12 protein-coding genes and 3 rRNA genes are annotated in these 15668 nt (G+C 57.2%); 13 read left to right on the forward strand and 2 right to left on the reverse strand.

The genetic code is table 11. The features are described from left to right. Nucleotides 1–118: 118 nt before the first annotated feature. Nucleotides 119–337 (reverse strand): hypothetical protein, encoded by a 219-nt coding sequence (locus tag AC061P_RS01295; protein ID WP_480391612.1) that lies wholly within the window; start codon nt 335–337, stop codon nt 119–121. Nucleotides 338–1521: 1184 nt separating this feature from the next. On the opposite strand from AC061P_RS01295, the gene AC061P_RS01300 reads away from it, so the two are divergent. The 7 genes from AC061P_RS01300 (at nt 1522) to AC061P_RS01330 (ending at nt 6685) form a co-directional block, all read left to right on the forward strand. Then, complete coding sequence (locus tag AC061P_RS01300) at nt 1522–1914, forward strand: helix-turn-helix domain-containing protein (protein WP_480391613.1); 393 nt, start codon at nt 1522–1524, stop codon at nt 1912–1914. Nucleotides 1915–1953: 39 nt separating this feature from the next. Continuing rightward, a complete protein-coding gene (locus AC061P_RS01305; RefSeq protein WP_480391614.1) occupies nt 1954–3036 on the forward strand; it encodes a DUF3039 domain-containing protein in 1083 nt (360 codons plus the stop codon). Between the two features lie 455 nt (nt 3037–3491). Then, the gene (locus AC061P_RS01310) at nt 3492–3671 is read left to right on the forward strand and encodes a hypothetical protein (protein ID WP_480391615.1); all 180 of its coding nucleotides are present in this window, start codon (nt 3492–3494) and stop codon (nt 3669–3671) included. 32 nt (nt 3672–3703) lie between these two features. After that, complete coding sequence (locus tag AC061P_RS01315) at nt 3704–4174, forward strand: integrase core domain-containing protein (protein ID WP_480391616.1); 471 nt, start codon at nt 3704–3706, stop codon at nt 4172–4174. A gap of 676 nt (nt 4175–4850) precedes the next feature. After that, a complete protein-coding gene (locus AC061P_RS01320) occupies nt 4851–5405 on the forward strand; it encodes a DUF3267 domain-containing protein (RefSeq protein WP_480391617.1) in 555 nt (184 codons plus the stop codon). A gap of 506 nt (nt 5406–5911) precedes the next feature. Then, nucleotides 5912–6241: an antibiotic biosynthesis monooxygenase family protein gene (locus AC061P_RS01325; protein WP_480391618.1), complete on the forward strand. Its 330-nt coding sequence runs from the start codon at nt 5912–5914 to the stop codon at nt 6239–6241. 51 nt (nt 6242–6292) lie between these two features. Then, nucleotides 6293–6685 carry an HsmA family protein gene (locus AC061P_RS01330; RefSeq protein ID WP_480391619.1) on the forward strand — a complete coding sequence of 131 codons (393 nt, stop codon included), beginning with the start codon at nt 6293–6295 and terminating at the stop codon, nt 6683–6685. A 25-nt stretch (nt 6686–6710) separates the two neighbouring features. Here AC061P_RS01330 and AC061P_RS01335 read toward each other — a convergent pair whose 3' ends face one another. Beyond that, nucleotides 6711–7526, reverse strand: coding sequence for a dienelactone hydrolase family protein (locus tag AC061P_RS01335; protein WP_480391620.1), 816 nt, complete (start codon nt 7524–7526; stop codon nt 6711–6713). 71 nt (nt 7527–7597) lie between these two features. Here AC061P_RS01335 and AC061P_RS01340 point away from each other — a divergent pair, with 71 nt between their 5' ends. The 6 genes from AC061P_RS01340 to AC061P_RS01365 all read left to right on the forward strand — a co-directional run bounded on the left by AC061P_RS01340 (nt 7598) and on the right by AC061P_RS01365 (nt 15610). Further along, entirely contained in the window at nt 7598–7882 is a 285-nt protein-coding gene (locus AC061P_RS01340; protein ID WP_480391621.1) for a hypothetical protein, read from the forward strand. Nucleotides 7883–8618: 736 nt separating this feature from the next. Then, nucleotides 8619–10154 (forward strand): 16S ribosomal RNA (locus tag AC061P_RS01345). 509 nt (nt 10155–10663) lie between these two features. After that, nucleotides 10664–13780 (forward strand): 23S ribosomal RNA (locus AC061P_RS01350). Nucleotides 13781–13959: 179 nt separating this feature from the next. After that, a 5S ribosomal RNA gene (gene rrf / locus AC061P_RS01355) occupies nt 13960–14076 on the forward strand. Together the 16S, 23S and 5S rRNA genes form the textbook arrangement of a ribosomal RNA operon. A gap of 185 nt (nt 14077–14261) precedes the next feature. Further along, entirely contained in the window at nt 14262–15083 is an 822-nt protein-coding gene (locus tag AC061P_RS01360) for a class I SAM-dependent methyltransferase (protein ID WP_480391622.1), read from the forward strand. Nucleotides 15084–15178: 95 nt separating this feature from the next. Continuing rightward, complete coding sequence (locus AC061P_RS01365; protein WP_449648505.1) at nt 15179–15610, forward strand: HPF/RaiA family ribosome-associated protein; 432 nt, start codon at nt 15179–15181, stop codon at nt 15608–15610. The last annotated feature ends 58 nt before the right edge of the window (nt 15611–15668 follow it).

Consider the following 15668-nt stretch of genomic DNA (forward strand, 5'->3'; position numbering starts at 1 on the left):
GGGGCATGCGTTCCCCGTTACTTCGACGGAGGCGAAGGGGGTGCACCAGCTCGCCCGTAGAAGGCAACTATTGAGAGAAGCAGTCGCCCTTGCCCTTTAGGTTCAGTGCGCTCGCGTTCTAGGTAATCTGGCGGTAGAAGTACTGCCACCCCTCAGCTTCTTCTTCGGGTGAGCGGTCTGCGTAAACCCACGAGACTTCGATCTCACGGGGGTCATCGGCCAGCGTTCTCTCCACTGTGAAGCTGAGAGAGTCACCATGATCGATCAGCTCTCCGCCGGATTGTGCGAATGTCACGGCGCCGGCACTATCTTCTGGGCGAGCCGTGAGTTCGAGCACGTTGATCGGTCTGCCAGATTGGTTCTCAACACGAAATATGTTGCGCGTTCCAGCGACTGGCTCTAGGCGTCCCCATTTTGGGGGTGCGATCAACTTCTGGTGCTTCAGTGAATCAGTCGCAATAGCGTTTGCACTTTTTGAGCGACTATTGGCTGCCACTGCGACTATCAGGGCTGAGAAGGATGTTGCTACTGTCGCTACACCTATGACCCATGAGATTAAATCGCTTGTATTCACGACCTTAGTATTCCACCAAAGTGGGTAATGTCGCGTCTCATAAGTCGTCTGGAAATTCACGATCGCAAGGAGCATTGCAATCTGAATTAAAGTTTGGAGAAGCGAGCGTCAAATGTTCGAAAACCATCGTTTGGGACCACCAGCACACGGGCGGTCCCAATGTGGTCGCAGCGAGGGATATGAATTCAAGCTAAGCGACCGGGGCCGCTACCGAAACCTCGACTCTTCGTAGCGTCTGACAGACGCTACTGAATGACTGCAATGGGCAACGCGGGCGTCTTGTCGGGCAACCAGAATGCTGGGGCTCAAGACGCCACATTTCGCGCTGCTGGACAAGTTCGGATGTTCACCTAGTCCTCGTCATCGGTCCAACTCGCTTTTGGCTAAGCCACTCATAAGTGCCTTGAAAGAAGTGTCGGTGGATGGCTTTCGTGTGGCCGTAGTCGAACTGACGCATGGCTGGGGGCGCGATAGCTCTTCAGCCTGATGTCAGGTACAGGCCGAACTCCGTTTTGTTCTGGTCCGTCTGTGCAGCCCTGTCACTTTCGCCGCTGTCAGCGCGCCTGGTAACGCTGCGCTGACGACATCTTCTCCCGCATTAAACGATGTTTGAGCAGCAGGGAGAGAGCGACGTGCAGAATGCACGATGTGACATTCCCTCTGCGAGAGGGGGAGCAGTCGGTACAAGTGACGATTGGAAGAGACAAATATGTCAATGTATGCAGCTAGGGGTAGTCCACTTGCGTTCGGTTACGGTTGCAATATGGAAAGCAAGTTCGCTGCGAGTGTGACTCACAAAGTTGACAACACTTATGACACCTGTGACACTTATGACATGCGCCACTGACACTAACCGTTGACTCGCCCCCGACATACTTGTCGCGCCTCTTGAACTTAACGTTCAACCCACCACAATTTTCCCCTTCTCCGGAATGAGCATCCGACCAATGGCCACCTTGTCTCCAACTGACGTCTCGACTCAAGAGCTCGACGAGCTCGAGTCCATGACTTCCTCTCTTCCAAACGGTTCGCTAAAGAGCGCGCTTGACGACATTCATAGCGATCTCACGCGAGGCGAAACGCTCGTTGTACTCTCGGAACACGAGGCAGTCACGCCCGCCGCTGCGGCCCGCATCCTCGGGCTTAGTCGCACCCATCTATACAAAGTCCTTGACTCCGGGGTGCTTGCTTTTCATATAGTTGGCGAGCGCGATCGGCGAATCCTCGTTAGAGACCTAGTCGTCTATAAGACGCTTTTGCGCGAGGCTCAGCGCCGAACTGCGCGCTTGCTAGCTTCCGGCACCGCAGCGGACGACGCCGCGCTCGACGAAATGTCCTGACTGGACATCTGACGTAAGCGGGGCTACTACACTGTTCGGGTGAGTAGACACCGACGAGTCACGTTCCGTTGCATAGTCGATGATCTGCTCCAGGACTGGGAGCTTCCGGCGGATCAAGCGCAAGTTGTTGCGTTACGCGCCACTGTCAATCGTGTGATCGCTGGCACCGCGAAGGACTCGGCAGTGCCTTCGTTGCTTCGCGGGATTCCGCGTTTGAACAAGCTTCGACACCCGTTGATCGAGTCGTTTGACGTTCAGTTCGCCGGCCAGGACGATTCGAGTGCATCGCGAGAGTCGATCAGTGCTGTCTCGGATAGGGCGTGGTGGAAGCAGAAGTCCTCCCGTTGGCGGGGGGCGGCGACGATCGTGCTGCCCGAGGTTGTTGGCCTTGAGACTGCTTGGTTGGGAGCTGCCGGGTATCGCAGGGCGGGATCTTCCGAGGATTTCTATGAATGGTTCGCCAGCGAGTGCGGAGACGGCTCGGGCAAGTTCTTACCTCAGGCCGAGGACCGCGAACTTGAAAGAATCGACGTTAAGATTGCGATGCTGGATTCTTGGAAGGCGCAGCTTCATCTCTCTAGTTTGGTATTGCTCGCCAACGCCATCGATACCGGGTCGGCCGGGCCTGTAACAGTACTTCGGCCCGAGAAAGAACTCGATGATCTGCTGGACATATCAATGTCTTTGGAGCGCATTTCCGAGGGTGAGGAAGAGATCATCGAAGTCATCGTCGAGGTCCGGCCTCGAGGTTATGAGTATGCAAATCTGAACGACATCGCGGCGCGGGGTGTAATGGCTGCGATTGAGCCAGACTCGCTTGCATGGACACCCGCGCCACTCGGCCAGTTGGCCATGTCGTATCGAGTATTAGCCACGCAAGACATGCTCGCTCGCGCTACAGAAGCGCGTAGTTCGGGGCTGATCGCTGAAGGGGACATGCCGGGCGAAGTCCGGCTGGGCACAATTGCACACTATGCGCTTCGCACAGGACTGACTGAAGCAACTATCGAAGGCGAACCCGTCCATGCGATCTGTGGGCATTGGTTCGTGCCCCGGCACGATCACGCCCGGTTGCAAGTCTGCGTTACCTGTGCCGACGCCCGCGACCGCCTTCCTGAGTAGTAGACCGCCCGTGATCCTTTAGGATCACCTGACGTCCATCATCGACAGACCTCTGACTCTTCGGGGTTATTGGGTCCTGACACTTCGCGCTCGATCTTTGAGGGATGAGCAGTGTTGGCCCTGTCGATCCCCGTGTCCGTCTCGCGATAGTTCAGTAGCCTTCTGATGCGCCGCGGAGGGCGGACTCGATGTTCTGCGCCGAGCATGACATCTCGCGGAGACTTTCTATAGGATCAGGAAACGGGCGGTGGTGGATGGGCCGGCGGCGGCGTCGGGCCCCCGGGCTAGACTCCCGAGGTGTAGTCCATTGCGGCTTGCGGACGTCGCTGCCGCGGATACTCTGCGATGCGGTGTCGCTCAGGTGGAGCCGAAGAAGACGCTGCGAGCGGCCTCGTATCGGCGGTTCGTTTATACCGTCCCGAAACGCCTGCTGGCGGCTCGACGGAACCCAATGCATGCTCACCAGCGGGCTGAAGTGTGGAATCCTCCAGCTCATCGACTACCACTCCCGACTTGCGGGTATCGCCCATGTCGCGTGGGGCGAAACGTCGGCGGGCACGATCACTGTCGTGTCAAAGGGCATCGCAGAGTATGCGTTCCGCAGGGGCTGCTCAGCGTTAACCGGGCTGCGTTGAAGCCATCTCGCGGGAGTGAGCTGGGCCAGCGTGTGACCAATGTCACCTTGCTCGGGGTGGAGCTGACCATCGAGAAACCCTACAACCCGACCTCCCAAGGTAAGAATGAACGCTTCCACCAGACCCTGTTCCGGCGCTTCGACAAACAATTCTCCGCTGACAGCCTCGAGCAGCAGGAACAGGTCGAACAGATCTACAGCATCGAGCGACCGCACCAGGGGCTGCCGGGGCAGATCACACCACAACAAGCCTGGGTCGAAACCCCGAAAGTTGCCCCGCCCCGACGATGGTGGCATAACCTGCATCAGAGGCATCAAAACTGTCTTCCGGCGAAGGACCCGATTCCGCATCAGTCTCACCCTCGCCGGGGCCCTCGTCTACATCGTCGAAACGGAGACATCGCGCTGCTCGTCTTCGGCGACCGCCGGCCTGCGATCGGCGCTAAGTACGTGGGCAGCGGCCGTCCCGAGCACCATAAAGACGACGCAAAATTTCTCGAGTGACAGGTATGTCCTGATGCGGTTTCGTTAGGGGCACCTTCAAGCCTGACGCGAGAAATCACCAGATTCGCCGTGCCCACATTTCACCCACACTTGGGGAGCATCCCAGTCAACTCGCGGCATCTCAGTCGCACCCAGTCACCAGTGTTTTGCGGCCTTTTTGGGCACTTTCCCATAGATCTGCGGGAATGGTTTTCGACTACGGATCAATAGGCCGGGGGTTCAAATCCCTCCGGGCGCACCAAATAAAGCAGGCCTGACCAGCACTTTCTCGTGGAGCGCGGTCGGGCCTGTTTTTCTTTTGCCCACATTTTGCCCACACTTCAAAAAGTTTTGGGTCGGATTTTGGCTGAGATGCGGCCTTTGCGACTCGTCCCGGCCCAGCGTTTGCCTGGGATTTGGTCTACCGCGTAGAAGTGGCCTATTGGCCTATTGGCCTATTGGCCTATTGATCTATTGACCTATTGACCTCTGATCAATAGGCCGGGGGTTCAAATCCCTCCGGGTGCACCAATCATTCTCAGCCACATGCGATTCAAAACCCCAGGGCTGACCGGGGGTTTTTGGTTTCCGCGTCCGAAAATTCTTGGCCTGCGGGTTGCTCAAGACTTGCACCCACTGATCGCCCTATCCGATGGTGTTCGGACATGATCACTGGTGTCCGAGTTTACGATGAGGTATGGAACCCACTCCCACCCTCATCGCGGCCCCCTGGAAGCCGTCTCGTTCGACCGGCGTCTGGATGAATGTCCTCAGCACGCTTGTCGCAGTGGTTGCCGGGTATCTCACCTTCGTCTTCGCCTTCAGGGGTGAGTCTGGGACGATCAACTTCGACGTCGTCGGTCTCGGGATTACCGTCGGCCTCATCGCCGTCATCCTCGTTGTACATGAGGGGATCCATGGGCTGGCCTTCCTCGCGTACGGGGGCCGGCCGACCTTCGGGGCCGGGATCGCGGGCAAGGCCATGCCGTATTTCTACTGCACCTCAGTCGGTCAGCGGCTCTCGGTCGCCCGGTACCTCGTGGTCGCCCTCGCGCCAACCATCGTCGTCAACGGCGCCCTGATCGCTGCCCTGTTCTCGCCGGCCGCCACCTGGTTCGTCCTCCCGTTCGCGGTCCACCTGGCAGGCTGCGTCGGGGACTGGTTCCTCGTGTTCCATACCCTGCGGGCGCCCAGAGGTTCTCTCGTGGAGGACATGAAGGACGGCCTGATCATCTACAAGCCTGCAACGTGATCGGCGCGCCGGGGGCAACCGCGAGAAACGCGACCACCAGGACGAGCACATCTATCAGCCACGATTTGTAGTCATGGCGAACGACAACGACAACGGCAGGCGGCTGGCCCAACGTGCAGGACTCGGGCCCACGTTCGGAGCCGGGCGCCGCGGTCTGAGGAGGGACTCGATGAGCATCCTGCCCGACATCCGTGATGAGTCGGCGGCACGCGGTCACTACTATTCCAGGCCGAGCAATTCCTTCTCAATACCGTGCCCACATTTCACCCACACTTGGGGAGCGTTGTGGTCAGCTCACGTCATCGAATTCGCGCCCATTCACCCGCGTTTTGGCGGGATCTCAGCCACTTCCGCATGTTTCCGTAGGCACGGCTTTCGACTACGGATCAATAGGCCGGGGGTTCAAATCCCTCCGGGCGCACCAGCTGAAAGCCTCACATTCGTGTGGGGCTTTCGTCGTTAACGACCGCAGCTGTGCTCCGCTGGGCATTCGTTAGAGTGACGCCATGGCATCCAATGAGCAGGGCCGCGTCGTTGAGCACGCGCTTCTTCCCGTGAAGCCGGGCCGTGAGGCCGAGTTCGAGGCGGCTTTCGCCCAAGCGAAGAGCATCATTGCGTCGTTGCCGGGGTTTCGTGGGCTGACGCTCTCACGCGGGGTAGAGCATCCGGCAACCTATCTATTGCTGGTGCGGTGGGACACCGTCGATGACCACGAGATTGGTTTTCGAGGTTCACCCGCATATCAAGAATGGCGAGCGTTGCTGCACGAGTTCTACGAACCATTCCCAGTCGTCGAGCACTTCGACGAGATCGAGCGGGTTGTCGCGAACAACTGAATGACCCGAACCACTTTCGCTCTCGAATCGTGAACAGCGCAAGATAGAGGCATGCTGCTGCCTGCGATCTTCCTCATCACCTTGGCCCTCGTTTTTTACACTGTCGGGGTGTGGAGCGAACGGGTGCAGAAGGTGCTCAAGCCGTGGCACGTCGTGCTCTTCGGGCTGGGATTGGCGGCGGATGCCACGGGCACGTTCCTGATGAACCTGATGGCGACCGAGAATCGTGCGGCCGGGATCGAGCAGAGCGCGTTGAATCAGTTGATGGGCGTCACGGGAGTGATCGCGATCGTTCTCATGGCCGTGCACCTCGCCTGGGCGATCGTCGTGTTGGTGCGCAACCGTGAAGCCGAGAAGACCAGCTTTCACCGGTTCTCTGTCATCGTGTGGGGAATCTGGCTCGTCCCCTACATCGTTGGCGCTCTGGGATCGAGCCTCGGCTAGATCAGATCAGATCAGCAGACGCCGCTCAGCCGATTCGCTCGCGCAAGAACGTGACCACTCGGTCGCGCGCAACCGCAGCGGAGTTGGCCGGATTCTCCCGAATTTCGCCGGTGAGCACTGAGTGCGCTGTAGCGGCGTAGCCGTCAGGGTTTCCGGGTGACGAGTCCAACTGGATGATCTCGAAGGCATCGCCGAGACGGGCCTTGATGGTGTCGAAGCGGGCGCGCGGGGCGGCGCTGTCTTCGCTGAAACGTAGCCCGAGGGCGCAGACTTCGCCGGCATCCGCTCGGGCAGCGATGCGATCGAACTCATCGGGCGAGACTCCGGCGTCGAGCTGACGAGCGCGGCCCACGGGAAAAGGGACTGCGGGCTGACTGAGAACGGATGCCGCCACAGAGTCGTCGATAGCGGCGGCCAACGCGAAGCCGCCGGTAAAGCACTGCCCGATGACGCCAACGCCTCGCCCGGGGGTGCGGGCAGCTAGGTCGGATGCGACCGCCCGGAAGTAGTCGGTGATGGGGCGAGAGGAATTCGTCGCAAAGGCGCGGAACTCTGCCGCCACGCACAGCCGCAGCACGATCCGCGTCATGTAGCCCACGGACTTCGCCTTGCCGGGCTGGCCGAATGGTGAGGGCACGACGACGGTGAAGCCGGCAGCGACGAGGTGTTCGGCCAGGCCAAGCACTTCCGGTGTGATCCCGGGGATCTCTGGGATGAGCACCACCCCTGGCCCCGAACCCTTTTCGAAGCAGTCATAGGTCATGCCGGCGGCGGTGAAGGGGGCGCGAACCCACCCGCTCAGGTCGCCGACCGGGGCGGAGAAAGCGCTTACGGCTGTCATGCATCAATTATCTCGCACCGCATCTGCGGGTATTTCGCTGGCGAGCTCACTGTCAGCTCAGAGGGTGACGGATGGACTCCAACGGTTCGACCGTGATCACTGGCGGAACTAGCACAGTGTGCGGTTCGCCTGAAGACCGCGAGGGTGCGCTCGACGAGAGTGGAACGGTGGTCACCGAGTTCACTTCGGTCAAAACCTTCCAGTCGGTGGTTCTTTCCTCGGCGGATGTCACTGAGGGCTCCACGTACACGGTCACCGTGGGTAGTCAATCAGCGGGCACCGCAACGGCCGGAGTTGCCGCCGCTTGCAGCATGAGTGGCCCTGGTGGAATGCGTGGCGGAGCACCGCGCCCATAGCGACCGATCGAGTGGAGCGGGAGCGGACCCGCTTACGCGAGTTCCGCGCCCTTTCCCCTCTTCACCGGAGGCTCTTCTTGGTGTTCCTCAGCGCGACACGCCCGGGATGTGGTTGGTGTTGGTGAGGGGGCAGGAATGCACGTAATGTTTCCTCTTGTCACCCCAAAGGTGCGGAAGTCCCGGGCAGTTCTGCTGCTAGGTTTCCGGCCTCAAGTGGGGGCCACCATCCTCCGGAATCTTTTATGGTTCGGGTCGAGTCAAACATCGTTTTACCTCTTGTGGGTTTCGGTGTCAGATCTTAGGATGAGAACCCGCTTTATTCGCGTGTTGGTCAGTTGTTGGGTGCCGTTCTGGTGCCGGATGGTTGGTTTGACAAGCGCGGTGAAGCTGGTAAGTTAGACAGGTTGCCTTCCGCATGTATGTGGGGGTTGCCAACACAGGTTTGAAAGCCCTGGGGTGAAGCCGTTGTGCGGTGGAGGTCAGGAGCGTCCGATCCTTGAGAACTCAACAGCGTGCACAATGTCAAATGCCAAAAACCCGACTGTGCTTAGTGAAATCGTCCCATTTCGGGTCGTGATTGCTGGTGCAGCGGATTCCTTTGGAAAAGATATAAACAACAAAGCAAGTCAGTATTGATTTGTTCTGTCAGTTTCAAACTTGCAAGGTTCTGACCTATTCCGGTTAGTCCTTGCACACAATGTGCTTCTGCAAGCTTGCTTGTGGTTGCTAAAAAACATTTATGGAGAGTTTGATCCTGGCTCAGGATGAACGCTGGCGGCGTGCTTAACACATGCAAGTCGAACGATGAAGCAGAGCTTGCTCTGTGGATTAGTGGCGAACGGGTGAGTAACACGTGAGTAACCTGCCCTTGACTCTGGAATAAGCGTTGGAAACGACGTCTAATACCGGATACGAGCTTCAGCCGCATGGCTAGGAGCTGGAAAGAATTTCGGTCAAGGATGGACTCGCGGCCTATCAGGTAGTTGGTGAGGTAATGGCTCACCAAGCCTACGACGGGTAGCCGGCCTGAGAGGGTGACCGGCCACACTGGAACTGAGACACGGTCCAGACTCCTACGGGAGGCAGCAGTGGGGAATATTGCACAATGGGCGCAAGCCTGATGCAGCAACGCCGCGTGAGGGACGACGGCCTTCGGGTTGTAAACCTCTTTTAGTAGGGAAGAAGCGATGTGCTTGTCACATCATGACGGTACCTGCAGAAAAAGCACCGGCTAACTACGTGCCAGCAGCCGCGGTAATACGTAGGGTGCAAGCGTTATCCGGAATTATTGGGCGTAAAGAGCTCGTAGGCGGTTTGTCGCGTCTGCTGTGAAAACTGGGGGCTCAACCCCCAGCCTGCAGTGGGTACGGGCAGACTAGAGTGCGGTAGGGGAGATTGGAATTCCTGGTGTAGCGGTGGAATGCGCAGATATCAGGAGGAACACCAATGGCGAAGGCAGATCTCTGGGCCGTTACTGACGCTGAGGAGCGAAAGCATGGGGAGCGAACAGGATTAGATACCCTGGTAGTCCATGCCGTAAACGTTGGGAACTAGATGTAGGGACCATTCCACGGTTTCTGTGTCGCAGCTAACGCATTAAGTTCCCCGCCTGGGGAGTACGGCCGCAAGGCTAAAACTCAAAGGAATTGACGGGGGCCCGCACAAGCGGCGGAGCATGCGGATTAATTCGATGCAACGCGAAGAACCTTACCAAGACTTGACATATACGAGAACGGGCTAGAAATAGTTCACTCTTTGGACACTCGTAAACAGGTGGTGCATGGTTGTCGTCAGCTCGTGTCGTGAGATGTTGGGTTAAGTCCCGCAACGAGCGCAACCCTCGTTCTTTGTTGCCAGCACGTAATGGTGGGAACTCAAAGGAGACTGCCGGGGTCAACTCGGAGGAAGGTGGGGATGACGTCAAATCATCATGCCCCTTATGTCTTGGGCTTCACGCATGCTACAATGGCCGATACAAAGGGCTGCAATACCGCAAGGTGGAGCGAATCCCAAAAAGTCGGTCTCAGTTCGGATTGAGGTCTGCAACTCGACCTCATGAAGTCGGAGTCGCTAGTAATCGCAGATCAGCAACGCTGCGGTGAATACGTTCCCGGGCCTTGTACACACCGCCCGTCAAGTCATGAAAGTCGGTAACACCCGAAGCCAGTGGCCTAACCCGCAAGGGGAGGAGCTGTCGAAGGTGGGATTGGTAATTAGGACTAAGTCGTAACAAGGTAGCCGTACCGGAAGGTGCGGCTGGATCACCTCCTTTCTAAGGAGCATGTGCAACGCGTTTTTTCGTCCCTGCGGTATACACAGGGTTAGTAGGAAACGCATTATGTTGCCAAGTCGTACTGCCCTGTTCGGGGTAGACGGCGCTCATGGGTGGAACATTGACATTGTGGCCAGAGGAACTATTTTCTCTTCAGTACGCTGACTTCGGTTGGTAGGAACGAGGGTTTATGGGGGTGCTGGTCTTTGCACGTTGTTGGGTCCTGAGGGACCGGGCTCGGACTGAAAGGTTCGTGTTCGTACCTTAGGACCTGGGACATCGAAAGGTGTCTTTGGGTCTGATGGATCCTGGTCTTGTTTCCTGCAGGTTGGGGGATGAGGGAGGATACCGCCCGTATTTTGAGAACTACACAGTGGACGCGAGCATCTTAGATTCGACCGAAAGGTCGGATCACAAGAAATAACAATTGCTGTCATGCCTTTGGGTGTGGCAGTTCATTGGTCAATCTCGGCATTTAGGTGCCGCGATCGATTCTTATACTCATGTGATATCAATTTTCTAAGAGCAAACGGTGGATGCCTTGGCATCTGGAGCCGAAGAAGGACGTATAAATCTGCGATAAGCCTCGGGGAGCTGATAATAGAGCTGTGATCCGAGGATTTCCGAATGGGGAAACCCCGCTGGGCGTTGCAAGACGACTCAGTGACTCCCGCCTGAATATATAGGGCGGGTAGAGGGAACGTGGGGAAGTGAAACATCTCAGTACCCACAGGAAGAGAAAACAACCGTGATTCCGTTAGTAGTGGCGAGCGAAACCGGAAGAGGCCAAACCGATCATGTGTGATAGCCGGCAGGCGTTGCATGGTCGGGGTAGTGGGACTTTTCAGCTGTTACTGCCGTACAGCAAGAATTACAAAGTGATATAGACGAAGTGGATTGAAAGCCACGCCATAGAGGGTGCCAGCCCCTTAGTCGAAATGTTGCAATGGTTCGAAGAGTATCCCAAGTAGCACGGGGCCCGAGAAATCCCGTGTGAATCTGTCAGGACCACCTGATAAGCCTAAATACTTCCAGATGACCGATAGCGGACAAGTACCGTGAGGGAAAGGTGAAAAGTACCCCGGGAGGGGAGTGAAATAGTACCTGAAACCGTTTGCTTACAAACCGTTGGAGCAGCCTTAGTAGCTGTGACAGCGTGCCTTTTGAAGAATGAGCCTGCGAGTTAGTGATCAGTGGCGAGGTTAACCCGTGTGGGGCAGCCGTAGCGAAAGCGAGTCTTAATAGGGCGAAATAGTCGCTGGTTCTAGACCCGAAGCGAAGTGATCTATCCATGGCCAGGTTGAAGCGTGTGTAAGAGCACGTGGAGGACCGAACCCACTTCAGTTGAAAATGGAGGGGATGAGCTGTGGATAGGGGTGAAAGGCCAATCAAACTTCGTGATAGCTGGTTCTCTCCGAAATGCATTTAGGTGCAGCGTTGCGTGTTTCTTGCCGGAGGTAGAGCTACTGGATAGCTGATGGGCCCTAAAAGGTTACTGACGTTAGCCAAACTCCGAATGCCGGTAAGTGAGAGCGCAGCAGTGAGACGGTGGGGGATAAGCTTCATCGTCGAGAGGGTAACAGCCCAGACTACCAACTAAGGTCCCCAAGCGTGTGCTAAGTGGGAAAGGATGTGGAGTTGCACAGACAACCAGGAGGTTGGCTTAGAAGCAGCCACCCTTGAAAGAGTGCGTAATAGCTCACTGGTCAAGTGATTCCGCGCCGACAATGTAACGGGGCTCAAGCACACCACCGAAGTTGTAGATTTCGTATTATAGGTAAGCCTTCGTGGTTCAGCCGTACGGAGTGGTAGGAGAGCGTCGTGTGGGCAGTGAAGCGGCGGTGTAAACCAGCCGTGGAGCCTACACGAGTGAGAATGCAGGCATGAGTAGCGAAAGACGGGCGAGAAACCCGTCCTCCGAATGATCAAGGGTTCCAGGGCCAGGCTAATCCGCCCTGGGTAAGTCGGGACCTAAGGCGAGGCCGACAGGCGTAGTCGATGGACAACGGGTTGATATTCCCGTACTGACGAAGAACCGTCCCAACTAATCCAGTAATGCTAAGTATCTGAATCCCCTAGACCAATCCCTTCGGGGTGAGGCGTGGGGCCTAGCGTACGACCCTATTCTGGTGCGGTTAGCGTATTAACAGGTGTGACGCAGGAAGGTAGCTGAGCCGGGCGATGGTTGTCCCGGTCTAAGGATGTAGGGCGAACGATAGGCAAATCCGTCGTTCATTAAGCCTGAGACCCGATGGGTAGTCGTCAAGACGAAATCAGTGATCCTATGCTGCCAAGAAAAGCATCGACGCGAGGTTCAAGTTACCCGTACCCCAAACCGACTCAGGTGATCAGGTAGAGAATACTAAGGAGATCGAGAGAATCGTGGTTAAGGAACTCGGCAAAATGCCCCCGTAACTTCGGGATAAGGGGGGCCTAAGGCGTGAACGGATTTACTCCGGGAGCGCTGCAGGGCCGCAGAGACCAGTGGGAAGCGACTGTTTACTAAAAACACAGGTCCGTGCTAAGTCGCAAGACGATGTATACGGACTGACGCCTGCCCGGTGCTGGAAGGTTAAGAGGAACGGTTAGTCGTAAGGCGAAGCTGTGAATTTAAGCCCCAGTAAACGGCGGTGGTAACTATAACCATCCTAAGGTAGCGAAATTCCTTGTCGGGTAAGTTCCGACCTGCACGAATGGCGTAACGACTTCCCAGCTGTCTCAACCGCGAACTCGGCGAAATTGCACTACGAGTAAAGATGCTCGTTACGCGCAGAAGGACGGAAAGACCCCGTGACCTTTACTATAGCTTTGTATTGGTGTTCGGTGTGGCCTGTGTAGGATAGGTGGGAGACTGTGAAGCTTGGACGCTAGTTCAGGTGGAGTCATTGTTGAAATACCACTCTGGTCATATTGGATATCTAACTTCGAACCGTGATCCGGTTCAGGGACAGTGCATGGTGGGTAGTTTAACTGGGGCGGTTGCCTCCCAAAAAGTAACGGAGGCGCCCAAAGGTTCCCTCAACCTGGTTGGTAATCAGGTGTCGAGTGTAAGTGCACAAGGGAGCTTGACTGTGAGACTGACAAGTCGAGCAGGGACGAAAGTCGGGACTAGTGATCCGGCAGTGGCTTGTGGAAGCGCTGTCGCTCAACGGATAAAAGGTACCTCGGGGATAACAGGCTGATCTTGCCCAAGAGTCCATATCGACGGCATGGTTTGGCACCTCGATGTCGGCTCGTCGCATCCTGGGGCTGGAGTAGGTCCCAAGGGTTGGGCTGTTCGCCCATTAAAGCGGTACGCGAGCTGGGTTTAGAACGTCGTGAGACAGTTCGGTCCCTATCCTCTGCGCGCGCAGGAAATTTGAGAAGATCTATCCCTAGTACGAGAGGACCGGGATGGACGAACCTCTGGTGTGTCAGTTGTTCCGCCAGGAGCACCGCTGATTAGCTACGTTCGGAATGGATAACCGCTGAAAGCATCTAAGCGGGAAGCCAGCTTCAAGATGAGATTTCCATGGCTTAGGCCGAGAGACTCGCAGCTAGACTACTGCGTTGATAGGCTGGATGTGGAAGCAGGGACTAACGACCTGTGGAGCTGACCAGTACTAATAAGTCGATAAATTGATAACACCCCACCTCACTGGGCAGTCTTTGACTGTCGAATGGTGACTGAGAAGAATTCTCGCGTCCACTTTGTGGTTCCCGATTTACGGTCGGGAACTGCGCCCAGCACACACTGCTGAGCCCCACCCTAGGTGGAAGCTCTGTGATGTGAACTGGCCCAGACTGATACATAAATCAATAGTGTTTCGGCGGCCATAGCGAGAGGGAAACGCCCGGTTACATTCCGAACCCGGAAGCTAAGACTCTCTGCGCCGATGGTACTGCAAGGGGGACCTTGTGGGAGAGTAGGACACCGCCGGACTTCAATTGTAAAATAGCCACACCCTTCGGGGTGTGGCTATTTTGCGTTAACCACCCAACAACACCGCTACAGAACAAACCGTGAGTTTGGCGATGATGCTTTCTGCACGCGCAACTCAGGACTACATTCATCGTGTGGTTCACGACGAACCTCAGCGTCAACATTCTTCAGACCGGAGGCGCATCGTGGGTGTCACAGATCAAGGGTCATTCGCTCAAGAAGCGGTTGCCGAAAACTATCGCCGCTACCTTCAGCCCTACCTTTTCGATCCTTGGGCCCAGCGACTCGTGAACTCAGTCAGGCTTGAGCCGGGACAGACAGTACTCGATGTTGCCGCCGGCACCGGTGCTGTAGCCCATGCCGCGGCATCCGTCGTCGGGAAAACGGGGAGAGTCATCGCCTCCGACATCAGCAGCCCGATGCTGGCCGAACTGACCCAGCTGGAATCGAGCGCATCACCCGCTGCAATCGAGACCCTCACGTGTTCGGCGACAGCAATCGAACTGCCCGACGCATCCGTAGATGTGGTGTTCTGCCATCAAGGTCTGCCCTTCATGCCCGACCGAGTGGCCGTCGCGCAGGAGATGCTCCGCGTATTGCGACCAGGGGGAGTCGTCGCCGTCGCAGTCTGGGCGCTCGAAGCTCCGCTCTACCCGTTCGACAGGTACGCAGAGTTCATGAGAGAACGCATGCCAGATTCGCCCTTCGCGCGAACGATGGCGAGTGGAGCCCTCTCGATGACCCGCGACTCCGTGGCGTCAGCGCTTAGTGGCGGAGGCTTCATCGACGTTAGTGCGGGTGAGGAGCAGCTGACGGTCCGCTGGCCGAGTCCCGCTGCTGAAGCCCGTGGGATCAGCGGGACACCATTCGCCGCCGAGCTTGCTGCGCTAGCGCCGGATGTACGAGACAAGTTTCTATCTGACCTCGCATTGTGGCTTGCCGATCAGAATGGAGCTGCCGTTTCGTACCTCACCACAGCTGTGTTCGGCCACGGAACCGCGCCCTGATCACCGGTCACTCAACGCGAGTAAGTCAGGCGCGGCCGATTACTGCGCCGAACCAGTACCCGCACGGCATACAGCTTCGCGGCGTACCGTGAGGCGTGGATGCACTAGCGGCCCTCCCGCGAACTTTCTCGCCTCAGAGCACGCCTGCAGCATCCGACAACTGCCAGGAGGCGACCATGCAGGTCATCGTCAACACCGATAACAACATCACCCTCAGCGAAGACACCATTGCATCAATCACGTCAGAGCTCGAATCCAAGCTCGCACACTTCAGCGCTCATCTCACGCGGCTGGAAGTTCATCTGAGTGACGAAAGTGCCGGTCGCAGCACAGGCGACGACATCCGGTGCCAGCTTGAGGCCCGCCCCGAAAACCGTACGCCCGAGCTCGCGAGCGACAACGCCTCAACAGTCGACTCCGCACTCAACGGCGCCACCCGCAAGATGCAGCACGTGCTCGAGACGACGTTTGGACGCGCTGACCAGCACAAGGGTGCCAGCTCCATGGGCGGCGTGGAGCCCCTCTAAGTCAGAAGCTGTCGGACTCCGAGGAACACGAGGGTTGCGCGTCTACGGAAGTCGTCGG

Source organism: Rhodoglobus sp. G.S.4 (genome assembly GCF_056619605.1).

Excerpts from the sequence above, each read along its gene's own strand:
- AC061P_RS01300 (WP_480391613.1), top strand. The coding sequence starts at position 1,522 with ATGGCCACCTTGTCTCCAACTGACGTCTCGACTCAAGAGCTCGACGAG.
- AC061P_RS01310 (WP_480391615.1), top strand. The coding sequence starts at position 3,492 with ATGCTCACCAGCGGGCTGAAGTGTGGAATCCTCCAGCTCATCGACTAC.
- AC061P_RS01320 (WP_480391617.1), top strand. The coding sequence starts at position 4,851 with ATGGAACCCACTCCCACCCTCATCGCGGCCCCCTGGAAGCCGTCTCGT.
- AC061P_RS01325 (WP_480391618.1), top strand. The coding sequence starts at position 5,912 with ATGGCATCCAATGAGCAGGGCCGCGTCGTTGAGCACGCGCTTCTTCCC.
- AC061P_RS01330 (WP_480391619.1), top strand. The coding sequence starts at position 6,293 with ATGCTGCTGCCTGCGATCTTCCTCATCACCTTGGCCCTCGTTTTTTAC.
- AC061P_RS01335 (WP_480391620.1), bottom strand. The coding sequence starts at position 7,526 with ATGACAGCCGTAAGCGCTTTCTCCGCCCCGGTCGGCGACCTGAGCGGG.
- AC061P_RS01340 (WP_480391621.1), top strand. The coding sequence starts at position 7,598 with ATGGACTCCAACGGTTCGACCGTGATCACTGGCGGAACTAGCACAGTG.